13 protein-coding genes are annotated in these 16,086 nt (G+C 54.1%); 3 read left to right on the top strand and 10 right to left on the bottom strand.

All coding sequences use genetic code 11. From position 1 onward, the window contains the following. Positions 1-2 precede the first annotated feature (2 nt). The 7 genes from DXXMK7_RS02625 to DXXMK7_RS02595 are packed head-to-tail and all read right to left on the bottom strand — an operon-like array spanning position 3 to position 8,948. The gene (locus tag DXXMK7_RS02625) at positions 3-992 is read right to left on the bottom strand and encodes a glycosyltransferase family A protein (RefSeq protein WP_038917742.1); all 990 of its coding nucleotides are present in this window, start codon (positions 990-992) and stop codon (positions 3-5) included. Then, on the bottom strand, positions 985-2,367 hold the full coding sequence (locus DXXMK7_RS02620) for a hypothetical protein (protein ID WP_038917741.1): 1,383 nt from the start codon (positions 2,365-2,367) through the stop codon (positions 985-987). Before DXXMK7_RS02620 ends, DXXMK7_RS02625 begins: the two co-directional genes overlap by 8 nt. Then, a complete protein-coding gene (locus DXXMK7_RS02615) occupies positions 2,364-3,575 on the bottom strand; it encodes a lipopolysaccharide biosynthesis protein (RefSeq protein WP_038917740.1) in 1,212 nt (403 codons plus the stop codon). The genes DXXMK7_RS02620 and DXXMK7_RS02615 overlap by 4 nt, the downstream gene beginning before the upstream one ends. Next, entirely contained in the window at positions 3,572-5,704 is a 2,133-nt protein-coding gene (locus tag DXXMK7_RS02610; RefSeq protein ID WP_038917739.1) for a polysaccharide biosynthesis tyrosine autokinase, read from the bottom strand. Before DXXMK7_RS02610 ends, DXXMK7_RS02615 begins: the two co-directional genes overlap by 4 nt. 2 nt (positions 5,705-5,706) lie before the next feature. Continuing rightward, the gene (locus tag DXXMK7_RS02605) at positions 5,707-6,264 is read right to left on the bottom strand and encodes a polysaccharide biosynthesis/export family protein (RefSeq protein WP_038917738.1); all 558 of its coding nucleotides are present in this window, start codon (positions 6,262-6,264) and stop codon (positions 5,707-5,709) included. A gap of 1 nt (position 6,265) precedes the next feature. Continuing rightward, positions 6,266-7,552 (bottom strand): outer membrane beta-barrel protein, encoded by a 1,287-nt coding sequence (locus DXXMK7_RS02600; protein WP_038917737.1) that lies wholly within the window; start codon positions 7,550-7,552, stop codon positions 6,266-6,268. Continuing rightward, positions 7,542-8,948: an undecaprenyl-phosphate glucose phosphotransferase gene (locus DXXMK7_RS02595; RefSeq protein ID WP_082170976.1), complete on the bottom strand. Its 1,407-nt coding sequence runs from the start codon at positions 8,946-8,948 to the stop codon at positions 7,542-7,544. Before DXXMK7_RS02595 ends, DXXMK7_RS02600 begins: the two co-directional genes overlap by 11 nt. Positions 8,949-9,336: 388 nt before the next feature. On the opposite strand from DXXMK7_RS02595, the gene DXXMK7_RS22465 reads away from it, so the two are divergent. Beyond that, entirely contained in the window at positions 9,337-9,522 is a 186-nt protein-coding gene (locus DXXMK7_RS22465) for a hypothetical protein (protein WP_127353483.1), read from the top strand. On the opposite strand, the gene DXXMK7_RS02590 is transcribed toward DXXMK7_RS22465, so the two are convergent. Next, positions 9,510-10,709, bottom strand: coding sequence for an L-talarate/galactarate dehydratase (locus tag DXXMK7_RS02590; RefSeq protein WP_038668965.1), 1,200 nt, complete (start codon positions 10,707-10,709; stop codon positions 9,510-9,512). The genes DXXMK7_RS22465 and DXXMK7_RS02590 overlap by 13 nt on opposite strands. Positions 10,710-10,979: 270 nt before the next feature. On the opposite strand from DXXMK7_RS02590, the gene DXXMK7_RS02585 reads away from it, so the two are divergent. After that, complete coding sequence (locus tag DXXMK7_RS02585; protein ID WP_038917736.1) at positions 10,980-12,002, top strand: LacI family DNA-binding transcriptional regulator; 1,023 nt, start codon at positions 10,980-10,982, stop codon at positions 12,000-12,002. 28 nt (positions 12,003-12,030) lie between these two features. On the opposite strand, the gene cadR is transcribed toward DXXMK7_RS02585, so the two are convergent. Next, positions 12,031-12,462 (bottom strand): Cd(II)/Pb(II)-responsive transcriptional regulator, encoded by a 432-nt coding sequence (gene cadR / locus DXXMK7_RS02580; RefSeq protein WP_038662639.1) that lies wholly within the window; start codon positions 12,460-12,462, stop codon positions 12,031-12,033. Positions 12,463-12,532: 70 nt separating this feature from the next. Between cadR and DXXMK7_RS02575 the strand changes: the two genes are divergently transcribed. Further along, entirely contained in the window at positions 12,533-14,881 is a 2,349-nt protein-coding gene (locus DXXMK7_RS02575; RefSeq protein ID WP_038917735.1) for a heavy metal translocating P-type ATPase, read from the top strand. A gap of 42 nt (positions 14,882-14,923) precedes the next feature. Here DXXMK7_RS02575 and hpxO read toward each other — a convergent pair whose 3' ends face one another. Further along, the gene (hpxO, locus tag DXXMK7_RS02570) at positions 14,924-16,078 is read right to left on the bottom strand and encodes an FAD-dependent urate hydroxylase HpxO (protein WP_038917734.1); all 1,155 of its coding nucleotides are present in this window, start codon (positions 16,076-16,078) and stop codon (positions 14,924-14,926) included. Positions 16,079-16,086 lie beyond the last annotated feature (8 nt).

The following is a 16,086-nucleotide window of genomic DNA, read 5'->3' as shown; positions in this document are numbered from 1 at the left end:
GCCTATTCATGAATAACCTTGCTGTCTGGCGGCGTCATGGGATCGCGCACGGGTCTGGTTAACCCTTTGACCAATCCGGCAGAAAATACAGCCAGGTTCATCACGCTTTGTAGTCCGTTCAGCAGTGAACGGTTTTTCATCGTTTTTAAGGCAATAAAAGCGAGTAGCGGCAGCAACGCCACGCCAATAATATCGGCGTTAAACGTCAACAAACTCATCAACAGCGCCAGCAGATAAACCGCAAAGACCGCCTCGTTTTTAACGATGTGTAACGCCTCGCGGAAATAAGGCATGCCCCATGCACTGCGTAAAAGTTCGCCCGGCGCCCAGAGAAAACCGCTCGTCCAACGGTATTGCAGCATTTTATATGTTGGCATGGTGTATGACGTGTGGCGGAAATAAGGTACGTTAAGGCGATGTAATTTATATTTGGCATAGCGCAGACGAATGCCTAATTCCGCCTCCTCATAACCATGTAAGCTACGGTTGGTGAGATAGCCTATTTTTTCAATTGCCGAACGGCGATATAAGCCCCCGCCGCCTAAATGCCCACAGTCGCCCAGCGGATATATTTTATGAAGACGTTGTTTGCGCGATTTAAACTCATAGTTCGCCGCGCCATCCATCTCTACCGTTCCAGCTACGCCGGCGTAGTCTGGATGCGCCGCTAAAAATGCGATGCCCTGCTCAATAAAGCCATCTTCCAGCACCATATCGCCGTCCATCAGCAGGAGATAATCCCCCTGACTGTACAGATAGCCAAGCTGATGCCCCACGCCGCAGCAGCGTTCAGACGGCTCAGTCAGCGACACCACGGTTACCCCTTTGGCGCTGGCAAGCTGCTGAGTGTTATCGGTCGATAAGCTATCGGCAACAATAATTTTATGGGGATAATCCGCAATATGGCGACGAATACTGTCGATGGTTTGCTCGATGCATTCCGCCTCATTAAATGTCTTAATACTCACTGAAATAAAAGGTTTCTCACTCATACAATTTTCCGGTATAACGGCAGACAGAATGGCGAATCACCAGACTTGAGCCCAGAGACAAATAAAACAGGAATTGCAGCATGGGAATAATCATCAGGATCTGGCTATAAGGCAGACTCAGCAGGCACCCAACCGCAAAAACATTAAAGGCCGGAGAAAAACTCAGCAATTGCAGATCCTGTTGGTCTACTTCATTACGCTCCAGCATCGGCTTTGGTCGCGCAATAATTAAGATATAAATAATTAACCCGATAAAAAATAACGACCCAATGACGCCCACTTCCCATAGCAGCACACTTAGCGAAGTCGAATCGATAATCAGGTTGTAGATAATATTTAAAAAGCCAGGAGAAACGGCGCTTCCGCTATTCGTCGCATTTAAACCGTAGCCAAATAACGTACCGGAAAGCCCCCACATATCGTGATTTTTTAGCCAGAAGAATATCGTCGTAAGACGGCCAAGCTCACCTGATTCCATAATATAGTTGGTATCAAAAATATAGCCCAGCGAATCCATAAATACGCTTAACGCACTTTTCGTCGGGTCACCGCCAAACGCCGAGGAATAACCCGAGGCCAAAATGGTAATCGCGACGGTAATGAGTAACGCCATGCCGCTAAAGATCAGCAAAATCGCTTTCAGGTTTACGTTATTCATGCCTTTGATGTAGCTCGGCATTAACCAAACCCAGGCCAGCAATAACGGCGAAACCAGAATCACGAATTTCACTTCTCCCAGAATACACAGGCCAAACCCCAAAACGATATGCACCGCCATGGATTTAAACGACGTTAAACCATGTTTAAATTCCGAGACTTTCAGCAGCATAATCAGCAGACAGAACAGCCCCATCGCCGCGGTATTGCCCCCGCCCATCGGGTCGCCGCCAAACGTGCCGACCACGGAGTCCCATTTTTCATCTTCGCCACGAAGCGCCACACGCCGCGGCAACACAAACAACACCTGATAAATCACGACAGGAAACTGCGCGTAGAACACCCAATACAAACTGCGGGTCACGCGGTAAATTTGTGATTCACGACAAAACCCCAGCAGCAGGCAAAACATCATCAACGACAAGGCAATCTCGTTTTTAAAACCAACGATCGTGACCGTTATTCCGCCCTGCAATAGGGTAGACACTCCCGCCATCGCCAGAAAAGAGAGATACAGCGTGAGCACCACCAACTCCTGCGTATCCAAATGCAACGCATCGTAGCGGGTCTGCATAATCAGCAACCCCACCATGATTAAAGCCAAAATAAAAGGCAACCACAGCACCGCCAGCAGGCCGGTGAAATACTGCGTCAGCCCGCAGAATACCAGCGTAATGACGACATAAATCTGCAGGTAAAGCCCGGTATTCAAAATCATGACGCTATCATCATGCTTTTCAGCAAATTGGCGCGTTTATTGACCTTGAGATAAATAAACGTGTAGCGTACAAACGTCAGCACGGAAAACAGAATCATGGACGTGGCATAGTGATTATAAAAATAAGGCACAATCACAAAAGCGACTAATACAACCGCCAACTGTTCTAACTGAATACGCAGAAAGTAGCGATGAGAACCAAATATTAGCTCAATCACCGTCAGCGGACACACCGCCAGCGCAGGGAATAAATAAGGTAGCATATAGCGAGACGTTGGAATGGAGTTAATCCACTCTTCGCTAAAAAACAGGTGCATCACCAGCGGATAGAAAATAAATACCCCCAGCGTGCAGACAACCCCACACATCAATAATACCAGGCGAACTTTTTTGAATTCCTCATAGTTGAAGCGCTTATTTCTGAAGTCGACAGACCACGTTGAAAAAATAGAGTTACGCACCGCATTACCGATGATCACCACCGGAGCCAGACAAAAGCGGCTCACCACCGAGAAATAACCCGCCGTCAACGCGGAGAACCAAAAATTAATCAGCATCACAGGCAAATTACTATTGACCATCGCCAGCACTTCGGCGCTGCCAACCCGGGTGAGATGGTGAACATGCTGATGAAAGAAAGCCACATTACGCTGCGGGCTAAAATTTCTGAGCGTAACGGTGTGAATATTGAACGAGTACACTATACAACCGCTAATAAGCGTCATCATGGCGCAGGCCCAGGACCAATAAAATGCGGCGGCATGTGACGTGAACACCACCGAAAGCACCACCACCGCCGAGACGGCGAGTCGCTGAAAGGCCAGAAAACGATAGTTACCCTCGCGCAACGATAAATTCTCCGCGATCAGCACCCACGCATAGGCCAGTGTCAGCAGGTAGAGAAAGAACACATTTCGCTGGAACAGCCATGCGGTCAGCATCGCGTAAGGCACCGCGGTAAGCAGACTTTGCAGCACGCTGAACACCACGCTCTGCGCCAGTTCACTGTCTTGCTGTTTTGGAATCAGCAGTTGCGATGCAAAGGTACAGACTTGCGCTCCCACCAACACGATGCTGTAACTCAGCGCGTAGATTCCCACCTCGGCCATGTCGTATTTATGTGAAATCAGCCAGATAGACAGCGCGCCAATCAGTTGTGAAAGCACCGACGACCCCGCAATGGTAGAAACGCTTTTTAATAAACTCATAGGTGGCCCGTACTGTTGATTAGCGCATTCATGTGTTGATTCAGGGAGCGAACGCCCTCTTTGGTTTCGAGGTTCTTATCCGCCACCCGATTTATTACCGCGCCAATCAGCACCGCGCGGTGGTGCTTCACTTTCTCAATGGCATTAAGCACATCGCCCGCACGCCACGCGCCGGCTTTCAGCACAAAAACCACCCCGTCTATCACCCGGCTAATCAATTGAATATCCTGCGTTTGATTCACCGCGGCCACGTCAACGATAATTCGCTGATAGCGCGTTTTCAGTTCAGTCATCAACGTCACAAAATGCTCGGACGACAGCATCAGTAAAGAAGACGTCGAGGCATTACCACGCGGCAGGAAGCTTAAATGTTCATTGATTGTCACCAGCGCGGCATCCAGCGGTGATTGACCTTGCAGTAGCTCCGCCACGCCAACCGCGGCAGGATGCGCCAACTCTTGCGTCAGCCCGCCGTCGTTAAAGAAATCCAGATCGATAAGCAGCGTTTTTTGATCAGCGCTGAAGGATGTCGCCAGCAAATGCGCCAGCAACGATCGTCCTTCGCCATGCTCTGTCGAGCTGACGGCAAGGGTTTGGCAGGAGGGATGCGATAGCAAAATGTGGGTTCGCATGCTGTGGACAATATCGACATCCAGCGGCGATTCGGTGATCAAACGCACCACCTGCGAGCGCCTCACTCCATTGGCAAAAGTGCGAATTTCACCCACCGGCGCCACATTCAGGCGCTTTTTCATCTGGCTAATGCTGTTGATTGAATTATCCAGCGCGGCTCTCACGATGAAGTAAACCACGGAGAAAATCAGGGTTAGCATGACAACCATCACCAGCAGCATCGCTTTATTGGGCTTCGACGGATGGTCAGCCGGCACCGCCGGGTCATAAAGTATCGCGTCCGGCTCTAAATAGTTACCCGCGAGCGTCTGCTCCTTCGTGCGCTGATAGAGCGCCTTATACAGTTCTTTGGTTTTATCCAGCGCCGTGGTCAGGTTGTTGTATTCATCACGTTTAGACGCCAGCGTTTGAAAATCCGCTTTCTGTTGATTCAACAGCTGCTGATAGTATTTTTCATCCTTCAACGCCGCCTGATACTGCTTATTCAGCCCGGCTTCCAGTTCGAATAACACGGTGTGGGTCTGTTCCTCAATCGCCTGAACCTGGGCTTCGGCTTCCAGGATTTTGGTATGTTTCAGCCCATAGCGTTTACGTAAATCATATAAAGAGCGCCGGGCCTGAATCAGCGCGATGCGCAAATCCTGAATCTGGGCATGATTAGAAATATCGGGCAGAGAAATCACGTTTTCCAGCGACTTACCCGCGTTCAAACGCACGCTGTTGTAATTCGTTTCCGCCCTGATGCGACGCTGGGTAGCATCAGCCAACTTAGTGGTGACGATCCCCAACTGTTCAGTCTCAAAGCCATCCACGCCACGGAACGTGAGCAACCCTTCTTTCTTCAGAAACTGGTCGATGGCAGCCTGTTGCTCAACGACTTGCTGCCATATCTCTTCCATCTGTTTTTGGTTCAACGCCTTGGCTTTCAGCGTCTTGAGGTGCTTTTGCTTAGCCGTATAGTCAATAAACGCCTGCGCCACGCCGTTAGCGATGTCGGCCGAAAGCGCAGGCGATGCCGATTCGTAGGAGATAGTGGCGAGGTGTGTGGTGCGAACGCCGTTGATAGTGAGGTTTTTCACTATCGCATTCAGCGCGTTATCGACCCGCTGTTGCTCATCGGCGCGTTTATCCGCGCTTTTGTCGGCATCGCCGTTAAACGCGGGGTTTTGGTCCAGCCTGATGTCCCGCACGGCTTGTTCCAGCACAATACGTGACTGCATCAACGCATACTGGGTTTCGTAATAGCCGCTGCGGGTGGAATCATAGCCATCGACCTGCGGCAACGGCGAAACGTTATCCTGTTGCGCTTTCAGCAGTACCGTTGCCGTCGAAACATATTTGGGTGTGATCATGCTGATCAGCGGGTAAGCCACTACCGCGCTAATCAGGCCTGCCAGGATGATCTTCCAACCGTTCTGTTTGATCTTTTGGGCAAATCTGGAGAAATCGATCGTGCTTTCCAGTTTTCTGCCATTTTCCACTATAGATAGACTCATGGTCAGAAAAAGCTCATACCGACAACCACGGTGTCGCCTGGGTGAACAGCGCGTCTTACATCAACATTTTCAATCAGTTGATTGCTATTCGACAGGCGAAGACTCACATCCTTGCGGTCTGCGCGATCGGTAAATCCGCCGGCCAGCGCCAGCGCTTTTTCAACGGTTAAGCCCGGCTCGTAGGCATACCCGTTCGGCTTCTCAACTTCACCGGTGATATAGAATTTCCGGAACTCGGCGATGCTGACCGTCACCATCGGGTTTTGCAGATAATCACCGCGCAGGCGATGGGCCAGTTCCTCGCCTACCTGCCCCGGCGTTTTCCCTTTCAACACCAGTTGACCGATGTAGGGGAAGTTAATCGCGCCGCTTTTATCCAACATAAATGTCATCGTCATCTCCGGCTCGCCGTATACCAGAATATTGACAGCATCGCCTTCGTCTAACTGATAACCGGTTGTTTCATTCTCAGTTTTGTCCAGCTGTTGTGGGCTTGATGAGGTGCATCCCGCCAACCAGACGCTTAGGCACAGAAAAATGCACAGTTTTATTATTTTCACGTTAGATCTGTACCTTAGCTGTAAACATAATCAGGGAGTTATCGCGGCCCAACATTCTGACGACCTGGCGATCGCCGTCAGGGCCAATAAAGAAAGAATCGGTATCTTGATTGGAACGCAGCGTATTCAGTTGATACTTTAATTCAACGTTAATCGAGGGCCTGAAGTTATAACTCATAGCGAAGGTGAACACCCTATTTCTGTCTTTGCGATCCTTCGGGTAATTCTTGTAACCCTCGGCCAGGTATGAATAGTCAAACGTGGTGGAGAAACGATCGGCTAGCCAAAAATGCTGATAGGAGATGCCGTATTTAGAAGCCATGATATAGCCGCCGACTTCCGACGGATCCTTGATATGCTGCGACGTATGTACGGTAAAAACGGATTGTTCGAGCGGTTTCCACTCGGCCTGAATATCCCAGTTTACCCCGCTAAAATCCCTGGCGTTTGGGTTATTATCGAATGTCTTATATAGCCAGGCCACGTTCGCATCCACGCGGGTTTTGCCCGTAAGCTGCGATTTAATACCGTATTCCAGGTAATACTCATCATTGTCTTTTTGCGAATCGACCTCATAACGACGCTGATTGTTAATAAAGCGGTAGCGAAAGCGTGTTGTCCGTGAGTATTGGTCAGATAATTCGGCGATCAAACCGTTCTCGTGCCATTCCTGCCCACGAACATAGTTATAAAAATCAATATCGGTATTTTTAATATCGTCCACATGGCCTAAACGCAACTTTTTAAACAGCAGAGCGACTTCGGCTTTACCGCGCCCTTTCGGAGCGCCATAGCTGTAACGTAATTCGCTGTTAAACAGTTCGCTGCTCAGCGGCGAATTAATACCGAAATCGCTGAACTGTTGTGGTCGAAAACCTTCGGAAATACCACGCCCGCGCGCCTCGTGCCCGAGAGAATCTTCAAGACTGAGCGTTAACCCATGCTTTAGCCCGTAGCGCCATGCGCCATTAAAGCGAAAGAAATGATCGGTGTAATTATCCGCCGAATCGCGGTCGTAACGACGATAATCACCGGAATACATCAACAGATATTGGTCCTGATAACGCGCGCCAATGGCTTTAATCATCGGCCTGACGCTCTGAAAATCAGAACTCACCGCGTCTTGATCATAAGCCTGATAGGTCACGTTATTCTCATGCCCATAATCCAGACCAACCTGGCTTTGAAAATCAATACCCGCAATGCCGATATGCGATTTCGGCGTCAGGTCAGCCCAGGAGGGATGCGGCATAATCATTCCAGCGGCGATGATCAATTTAGTACGCATTTTCACCGATAAAACCTTTGAAAATGGTTCTAAAGATAATCTTGATATCCAGCCAAAGCGACCAGCTCTGAATATAGGCAATATCGTAGTGAACCCGTTTTTCCATTTTATCGAGGGTATCCACTTCGCCACGATAACCATTAACCTGCGCCAATCCTGAAATACCAGGCTTCACTTTATGGCGAATCATGTAGTTTTCGACCAGTTGCCGATACTGCTCGTTATGCACCACGGCATGAGGACGCGGGCCAATAATCGACATCGTGCCTTGCAATACATTGAAAAATTGCGGCAGTTCATCCAGCGAAGTACGGCGTAAAAATGCGCCAAAACGCGTAACGCGCGGATCGTTTTTAGTCGCCTGCGTCACAACGCCGGCGTTTTCCATCACGTGCATCGAGCGGAATTTCCACACTTTGATTTTGTTGCCGCTCAGACCGTAGCGATCCTGCTTGAATAACACCGGTCCACGCGACGTCAGCTTGATACCAATCGCAATCAACAGCAGCAACGGCGAAATCATCAGCGTAATCACGCCGCCAATCACTAAATCCTCAACGCGCTTAATAAAAGAACCAATACCATCAAACGGCGATCTGAAAATACTGATGGTCTGAATGTTATTGATGGAACGAAACTGCGATACATATGAGCTGTAGGAATAAAGGTCAGGAATGATGTAGGTATCAACCGTAGTATCAGACATCATCGACAGAAAATAGCGAATGCGTTTCAGCGCAATCATCGGCAGTGCAATATAAATCTCATCCACCCTGCCCGCTTTGGCTTCTTCAACCAGCGCACTCACATTGCCTTTAAACGGGCTCTTAGTCAGATAACCGCAACGGGATGGGCTGCGATCGTCGTAGAAAGCCAATTCCAACTGCATATTGGCATACTCTTTGAGCAATGCTTTTTCCGCCGCTAACCCACCGGGCGTTAAGCCCACAATAGCAATCCGAATCCGTTTTTTAGCCGTACATTTAAACGTAATAAAACGCGTGAGATAGAGGCCGCATAACGAAAGAGTATACCAATACAGCGTCGCGGAAAAATATATGTTATCGAGATGATGTAATAGCCCTAGCGAATACAGCGTGCCGGCATATTCCCTGACCACCTCAACAAACATGACGGACAACAATGCGGAACCCCACAGTTTTCTCTGCCCGCGAAATTGCATATTCTTAAGCCCATTATGATATAAGCCGGTATATTCTCCAATAAGTAAAAAAGAGGTGGAAAATAGCAAACTAATCATAATGACATCATCGAAAGCGCCCATTAAAAATAGCCTGGCGCTGACTATTAATGTTAAATTAATTGATAAGAAATCCATCAATTTAATAACAAAAAAGTCATTCCCATAGGAAATCTTTATCTGATTACTAGACACTTTTTAATCATAATCCATTAAGTTTTTATTATTGACGCCTCTCCGAGACGGATAATATATCACCTAAACGAAATTTAAAATGACAATCAGAAGAATCTCAAAAAAAATTTATTAAAATACAAAAAATCTCAGTATTTTCCACAATGATTATTAATTTATAAAATATAAATGTTCACGTTAGTAATTTAACTGCAATTATTTATTATATTATTATTTATATAATAATATTTATAATTAATAATTATTTTTACGTGATCGATAAAGAATAAAATTTCACCAATCATGCTGCGGTAGCCAGGAGGTGCAGAAAATGATTCGGGTCTGGTCATATCTGTAATCTGCACGCGCCACTCGAATTATTTGGGGTATAGCCGCTCAGATACAAGTGATGGATAAACGCTACATTCGTCTCGATATTCATGATGCCATCGCCGGTTTTCTTCCCTATCCAGCGAATCAGGAAAGAAAACCGCAGGAATACGCATCGTTTCGTTCGTCTGCCGCCCCCCGGTTGCTATGTGTCGGCGGCACATCAAACGTCGCCGGCAACAGCGCCATACGTTACCCGGCATAGTTGCCGAATTCACAGCTCAGTTGCGTCCATTTGCGAGCCTGCTCGCTCAGGGTGAAGCCCAGACCGTGACGATCCGACACCCACATGCGCCCGTCGCGCAGTTCAAGCTGCTCGTTAAACAGTGGGTTGAGCCATTCAAAATGTTCCAGCCAGGGTTCCAGCGGGTAGGCGGCGGCCAGATGCAAATGCACCTCCATCGCAAAATGCGGCGCCAGCTTACGGCCGTGTTTCGCCGCCAGATCCATGATTTTCAGGAACGGCGAAATCCCGCCCACGCGCGGCGCGTCCGGCTGCACAAAATCGCTGGCGTTGCCCAAAATCAACTGCTCATGTTCCCGGAAACTGGTGAGCATTTCCCCGGTGGCGATCGGTGTGTCGAGGGCCGCAGCCAGCTGCGCGTGGCCTTCCACGTCGTAGGCGTCCAGCGGCTCTTCAATCCAGATCAGGTTGAAAGCCTCCATTTTGCGCCCCATGCGGATCGCGGTTTCACGATCCCACTGCTGGTTGGCATCCACCATTAACGGGAAATCATCGCCCAGCGCCTCGCGGACCGCGGTCAGACGGCGGATATCCTCCGCGGTGTTGGGCTGTCCGACTTTCAGCTTGATGCCGCCGATGCCGCTCTCCCGCGAGAAAGCCACGTTCTTCAGCACCTGTTCCAGCGGGGTATGCAGAAAGCCGCCGGAGGTGTTGTAGCACTGAACGGAATCCCGGTGCGCGCCCAGTAATTTCGCCAGCGGCAGCCCCGCGCGCTTGGCTTTCATGTCCCAAAGCGCAATGTCGATAGGAGAAATGGCCTGCACGGCCATGCCGCTGCGCCCCACCGAGGCGCCGGCCCACAGCAGTTTGCTGTAGATTTTATCGATATCGTTCGGGTCTTCCCCCAGCAGATTATCGGCAATCTCTTTCGCATGCGCATAAATCCCCTGGCCGCCCGCACGCTTGGAGTAACTGAACCCGACCCCTTCAAACCCATCGCGGGAACGAATCTCCGCGATGATAATCGCCACTTCGGTCAGGGGCTTCTGGCGCCCGGTAAGCACCTTGGCGTCGCTCACCGGCGTCGCCAGCGGCAGCAACGCCAGCGACAATTTAACCCACTCAATACGGTCGCCGGTTTCCGCCGCGGTTTTGACGCCGGTAACGCTGGCATAGGAAACGGCATCTGAATTTGCGCTTAACGACATGGCATGGCCCTCATCAGGTAAAATGTTTGCGCTAACATCAATAGCGAAGATACCGATAAAGCACCACTGCATTGAATCTATTTTGTACAAACGATCACAATCCGGATATTTATGGCAAGTTGCACAATAAAATGATAGCGCCAACACCAAGCCTTGCCGCGTAATATCAGGTGCGGGCGCGTGCCGCCGCGCCGCGCTGGAAAAAGCACACGGCTTCACCAATAATCCACGAAACGGACGCCACCGAATAACACAAGGGTCAGGCTCACTGTGAGTACCAAAAAAACACCCCGACATGCCGCCGCAACGCGCGCGCCAACGCTGGATGACGTCGCCCGGGCGGCGGGGCTCTCTTCCATGACGGTCAGCCGCGCGCTCAACACCCCGGCGCTGGTGCGCGCCAAAACCATCGAAAAGGTGCAGGAAGCGGTGCGCGCCACCGGGTATATTCCGAACGCGCTGGCGGGCGGGCTGGCCTCCCGGCGCAGCAAACTGATCGCCGTTGTGGTGCCGCAAATCAATAACAACATGTTTGTCGATACCATTCAGGCCATCAGCGACGAGCTGGCGCAGCGTGGTTATCACATGCTGCTTTGTGTGGCGGGATACACGCAACAGGCCGAGGAGGAACTGGTGGCGACGCTGCTGTCGCGCCGCCCTGACGGCGTGGTGCTGACCGGCATCCATCACTCGCCTGCGCTCAGGAAAATCATGCTGAACGCCGCGGTTCCGGTGGTGGAAATCTGGGATCTCACGCCAACGCCGCTGGATATGCTGGTGGGGTTTTCTCATGAAAAAGTCGGGCTGGCGATCGGCGAGTATATCCGCCGGAAAGGGTATCAACGCCCGGGTCTGATCTGGACGGCAGACCCGCGCGCCGCGAGGCGCAAAACCGGTTTGTGCGACGCACAGGCCCGCGACGGCGCGCCCCAACCAGCCTGCATCGACGCGCCCCTGCCCGCCACGCTGGCATTTGGCCGGCACGGGGTCAGCCAGTTGCTGGCGCAGAGTCATCCCGACATTGTCGTCTGCAGTTCGGACACGCTGGCGCAGGGCGCGATCATGGAAGCGGAAAGCCGTGGCCTGCGTGTTCCGCAGGATCTGGCGGTGATGGGGTTCGGCGATCTGGATTTTGCCGCCAGCAACCGTCCGTCGCTCACCACGGTCGGTATCGACAGACGGGAAATGGGCCGGCGGGCGGCCACCTTACTGGCAGACAGCATCGCAGGAGATGACCGCAACGGCGCCATTGTCGACATCGGCTTTCAGCTTATCGAACGGGAGTCGGCGTAGCCCGGCCAACGGCGCGCAGCGGCTAGGTTCACCCCAAATGCGTATGACCGGTGCCGCTGTCCTCCGGCTCCAGCACAGACAAGCCGTGCAGGATGCCGCAACCGTCCACCGTCTGCGTGACCTGACAGCGCTGGCTGATGTGCATCAGTTGCGCTTTCAGTTGCTGCAACTCCGCAATGCGCGCCTCCACGTGCCCCAGATGTTCGTTCAGCAACACGTTCACCCCCTCGCAACTGGCGGCCGGTTGCTCGCTCAGCGCAATCAGGGCGCGAATTTCATCGTGGTTCATGTCCAGCGAGCGGCAGTTGCGGATAAACCGCAGCCGGTCGACATGAAACTGATGGTAGTAGCGGTAGTTCCCTTCGGTTCGCTCCGGTTCCGGCAATAGCCCTTTCTTCTCATAAAAACGAATGGTTTCCGGTGTGGTGTTGGCCACTTTCGCCAGATCGCCAATTTTCATGTGATTCCCCCTTGACCCTGTAGTTGCTACAGGGTTTTTACTACAACAAAACCCCGAACAGGAATCAACCATGTCAGAGAAACATTCACCCACTTCTCCGCGTCAGTTCCAGCCTGTCGCGCTGGAAAAACCGGGCAAGGCCCTGTTCCGATCACACCCGCACGCTCACGCCGGACTGGGTCAGGCCGCGCTAAAAACCGCGGGTAACCCGCAAAGCGGGCAATCGTGCGCCAATCACTGCTGCGACCATCCGGCACCGGCCCAGCCGACCGCAACGCTGGCTGGCGCGGAGCGCATCGGCGACCAGCAGCGTACGCCGATCCGCATCATGCAGATGGACTGCCCGACCGAAGAAACGATGCTGCGTAAAAAACTCGACACCCTGCCGGAAGTGAGCGCGCTGGAGTTCAACCTGATGCAGCGGGTGATGACCGTCACCCACCGTTACGACGCGCTGGATAAGGTGCTGGCCGCTATCCGCACGTTAGGTTTTGAGCCCGAAGTACGCACCGGGGACGACCGTTCGCCCCTGCCGCCGGAGCCGAAAAAGTCCTGGTGGCCGCTGGGGCTGGCGGTGGTGGCCGCCGCCGCCGCGGAGGCGGTGGAATGGACCGGGCTGCCCGAATGGTGGGCCGCGGTGCTGGCGATTCTCGCCGTGGCGGCCAGCGGGCTGACCACCTACCGCAAAGGCTGGATTGCCCTTCGCACCGGCAACCTGAACATCAATGCGCTGATGAGTATCGCGGTAACCGGCGCACTGTTCCTGCAACAGTGGCCGGAAGCGGCGATGGTGATGGTGCTGTTTACCCTTGCCGAGCACATCGAGGCGCGCTCGCTGGACAGAGCCCGTAACGCCATCGCCGGGCTGATGAATCTGGCGCCGGACACCGCCACCGTACAGCAGCCGGATGGCGACTGGCGCGAGGTGGAGGCCAAAACCGTCGCGCCGGGCGACATCGTGCGGGTGCGGCCCGGCGAGCGTATCGCGCTGGACGGCGAAATCACCAGCGGCCACTCCGCCGTCAACCAGGCGCCGATTACCGGGGAAAGCCTGCCGGTGGATAAACGTGTCGGCGACAGCGTATTTGCCGGCACCATCAATGAAAGCGGCTCGTTTGAATATCGGGTGACGGCGGCGGCGGCCAATACCACGCTGGCGCGGATTATTCACGCGGTCGAACAGGCGCAGGGAACCAAAGCGCCGACGCAGCGGTTTGTCGACCAGTTCGCCCGCGTCTACACCCCGCTGGTATTTCTCGGCGCGCTGCTGGTGGCGGTGCTGCCGCCGCTGTTTACTGACGATAGTTGGCTGGACTGGACTTACAAAGCGTTGGTGCTGTTGGTGATCGCCTGTCCGTGCGCGCTGGTGATTTCCACCCCGGTGACCATCGTCAGCGGGCTGGCGGCGGCGGCGCGACGCGGCATTCTCATCAAGGGCGGGGTATTTCTGGAAAAAGGCCACGCCCTCTCCTGGCTGGCGCTGGACAAAACCGGCACCCTGACCCACGGCAAACCGGTGCAGACCGGCTTTGAAGCGGTCGCCGATCTTGACGATGCCCGCTGCCGACAACTGGCCGCCAGTCTGGCCAGCCGCTCCGACCACCCGGTATCGCAGGCGGTGGCAAGAGCCGCGCAGGAAGCCGGCACGCCGTTGCTTGATGTTATTGATTTCAGCGCCGTCGCCGGACAGGGCGTCACTGGATCGCTTGAAGGACAGCGTTATTTTCTCGGCAACCTGCGGCTGGCCAGACAGTGGCTGGGCGATGCGGCCGCCGGCATTACCGATCGGCTGACCGCGCTGGAGCAGGCGGGCAACACCGCGATCATCCTCGGCGACGAGCGACAGGTTCTGGCGCTGATGACGGTGGCCGACACGGTGAAACCCTCCAGTCAGGAAGCGATCAACACGCTGCATCAGGCCGGTATAAAAACCCTGATGCTCACCGGCGACAACCAGCACGTGGCGCAGGCTATCGCCCGCGACGTGGGGATTGATGAAGCGCGCGGCAACCTGTTGCCGGAAGACAAGCTGTCGCAGATTGAACGGCTGTCGGCGCAGGGCGTGACCGGCATGGTAGGCGACGGCATCAACGACACCCCGGCGCTGGCGCGCGCGGATATCGGTTTCGCGATGGGGGCGATAGGCACCGACAGCGCGATTGAAACCGCCGATGTCGCGCTGATGAACGACGATTTGCGCAAGATCCCGGAATTTGTGCGCATTTCTAAAGCCACCCGCGCCATCCTGATCCAGAACATCGTGCTGGCGCTCGGCATCAAAGCGCTGTTCCTGACGCTCACCCTGCTGGGCATGGGCACCATGTGGATGGCGGTGTTCGCCGATGTCGGCGCCAGCCTGTTGGTGGTGGGCAACGGCCTGCGGCTGCTGCGTCAGGCGCCGGCCGCCGCGCACGCCTGACCCGGCGACGCCGGGGCGGGTCGCTCCGGGATGGGATACGCCCTATCCCAGCGGGCCGCCCTGTATCGTGTCGCGTAACCCGGCGATGATGCGATCGCCGGTTTCCTGACGCAGTTCCTGATACCACGCCTGCGTCTGTTCCCACACCTTACCGTGGGTCAGGTCACAGCGTTTGCGCGCTTTCAGCACCAGATCGCGCACGCGATCGAGGCGTTGGCGCTCGTACTGCCGCAGCGCCGTCTCTATCGGGTGATGCCCCGCCAGGGCCTGCCCCAGCACCACCGCATCCTCCATCGCCGCGCAACCGCCCTGCCCGATATCCGGCGTAGTGCTGTGCCCGGCGTCGCCCAGCAACGCCACCCGACCGCGTACCAGCCGTTCCACCGGGTCCATGTCGTGGATCTCAATCCGGTTGATGACACTGGGTTCAAGCTGTGCGATCAACCGTTGCACCGGCGCGCACCAGCCGTCGAAATAGCGCCGCAGATCCTGACAAGCGCTGTGGCGATCCTCCGCCAGCCCGGCGGGCAACGGCACATCAAAGAAGAAATAGAAGCGCCCGTTCGCCACCGGCATCAGCGACACCCGTTTGCCTTCGCCGACAAAAGTGGTCCACTGGCGGGCCGGCGCGATGCTTTCATCGATCGCCACCAGTCCGTTCCAGTTGACGTACCCGGCGTAACGCCGTGCCGGCGCATGCCCCAGCACATACGGACGCACCGCGGAATGGGCGCCGTCGGCGGCAATCAGCAGGTCGCCATGAGCCGCCGAGCCATCGGTAAAGGTCGCGCGGACCATACCGCCCTGTTCCTCCACCTGACAAACACGCTTGCCGAACTGAACCCGGTCGCGCCCCCAGTGATCCAACATCTGCCCCTGTAATTCGGCGCGCGCCACCGGACAAGGGCGTTCCCCCACCTGATCGACCAGCGGCTGCAAACTAAAGCGGGTCAGCGTGTCGCCTCGTCGCCCATCCTGATAGGCCATGTCGTGCATCGGGCCGCCGCCGCAGTCCAGAATGTCGCCCATACCGAGCGACCGCATACACTTCACGCCGTTCGGCCACACCGAAATGGCCGCGCCCACCGGTTTGATGTCGGTGACCGCTTCAAATACCTCGCACTCCATGCCGGCTTTTTTCAGCGCCGCCGCCGCGCACAACCCGCCAATCCCAGCCCCGATTACCAGCGCTTTCATTTGCGTTT

Origin of the sequence: Dickeya sp. MK7, from assembly GCF_000406305.1 — a bacterium.
GTDB lineage: Bacteria > Pseudomonadota > Gammaproteobacteria > Enterobacterales > Enterobacteriaceae > Dickeya > Dickeya fangzhongdai.
This window is presented reverse-complemented; position numbering and strand designations above follow the sequence as displayed.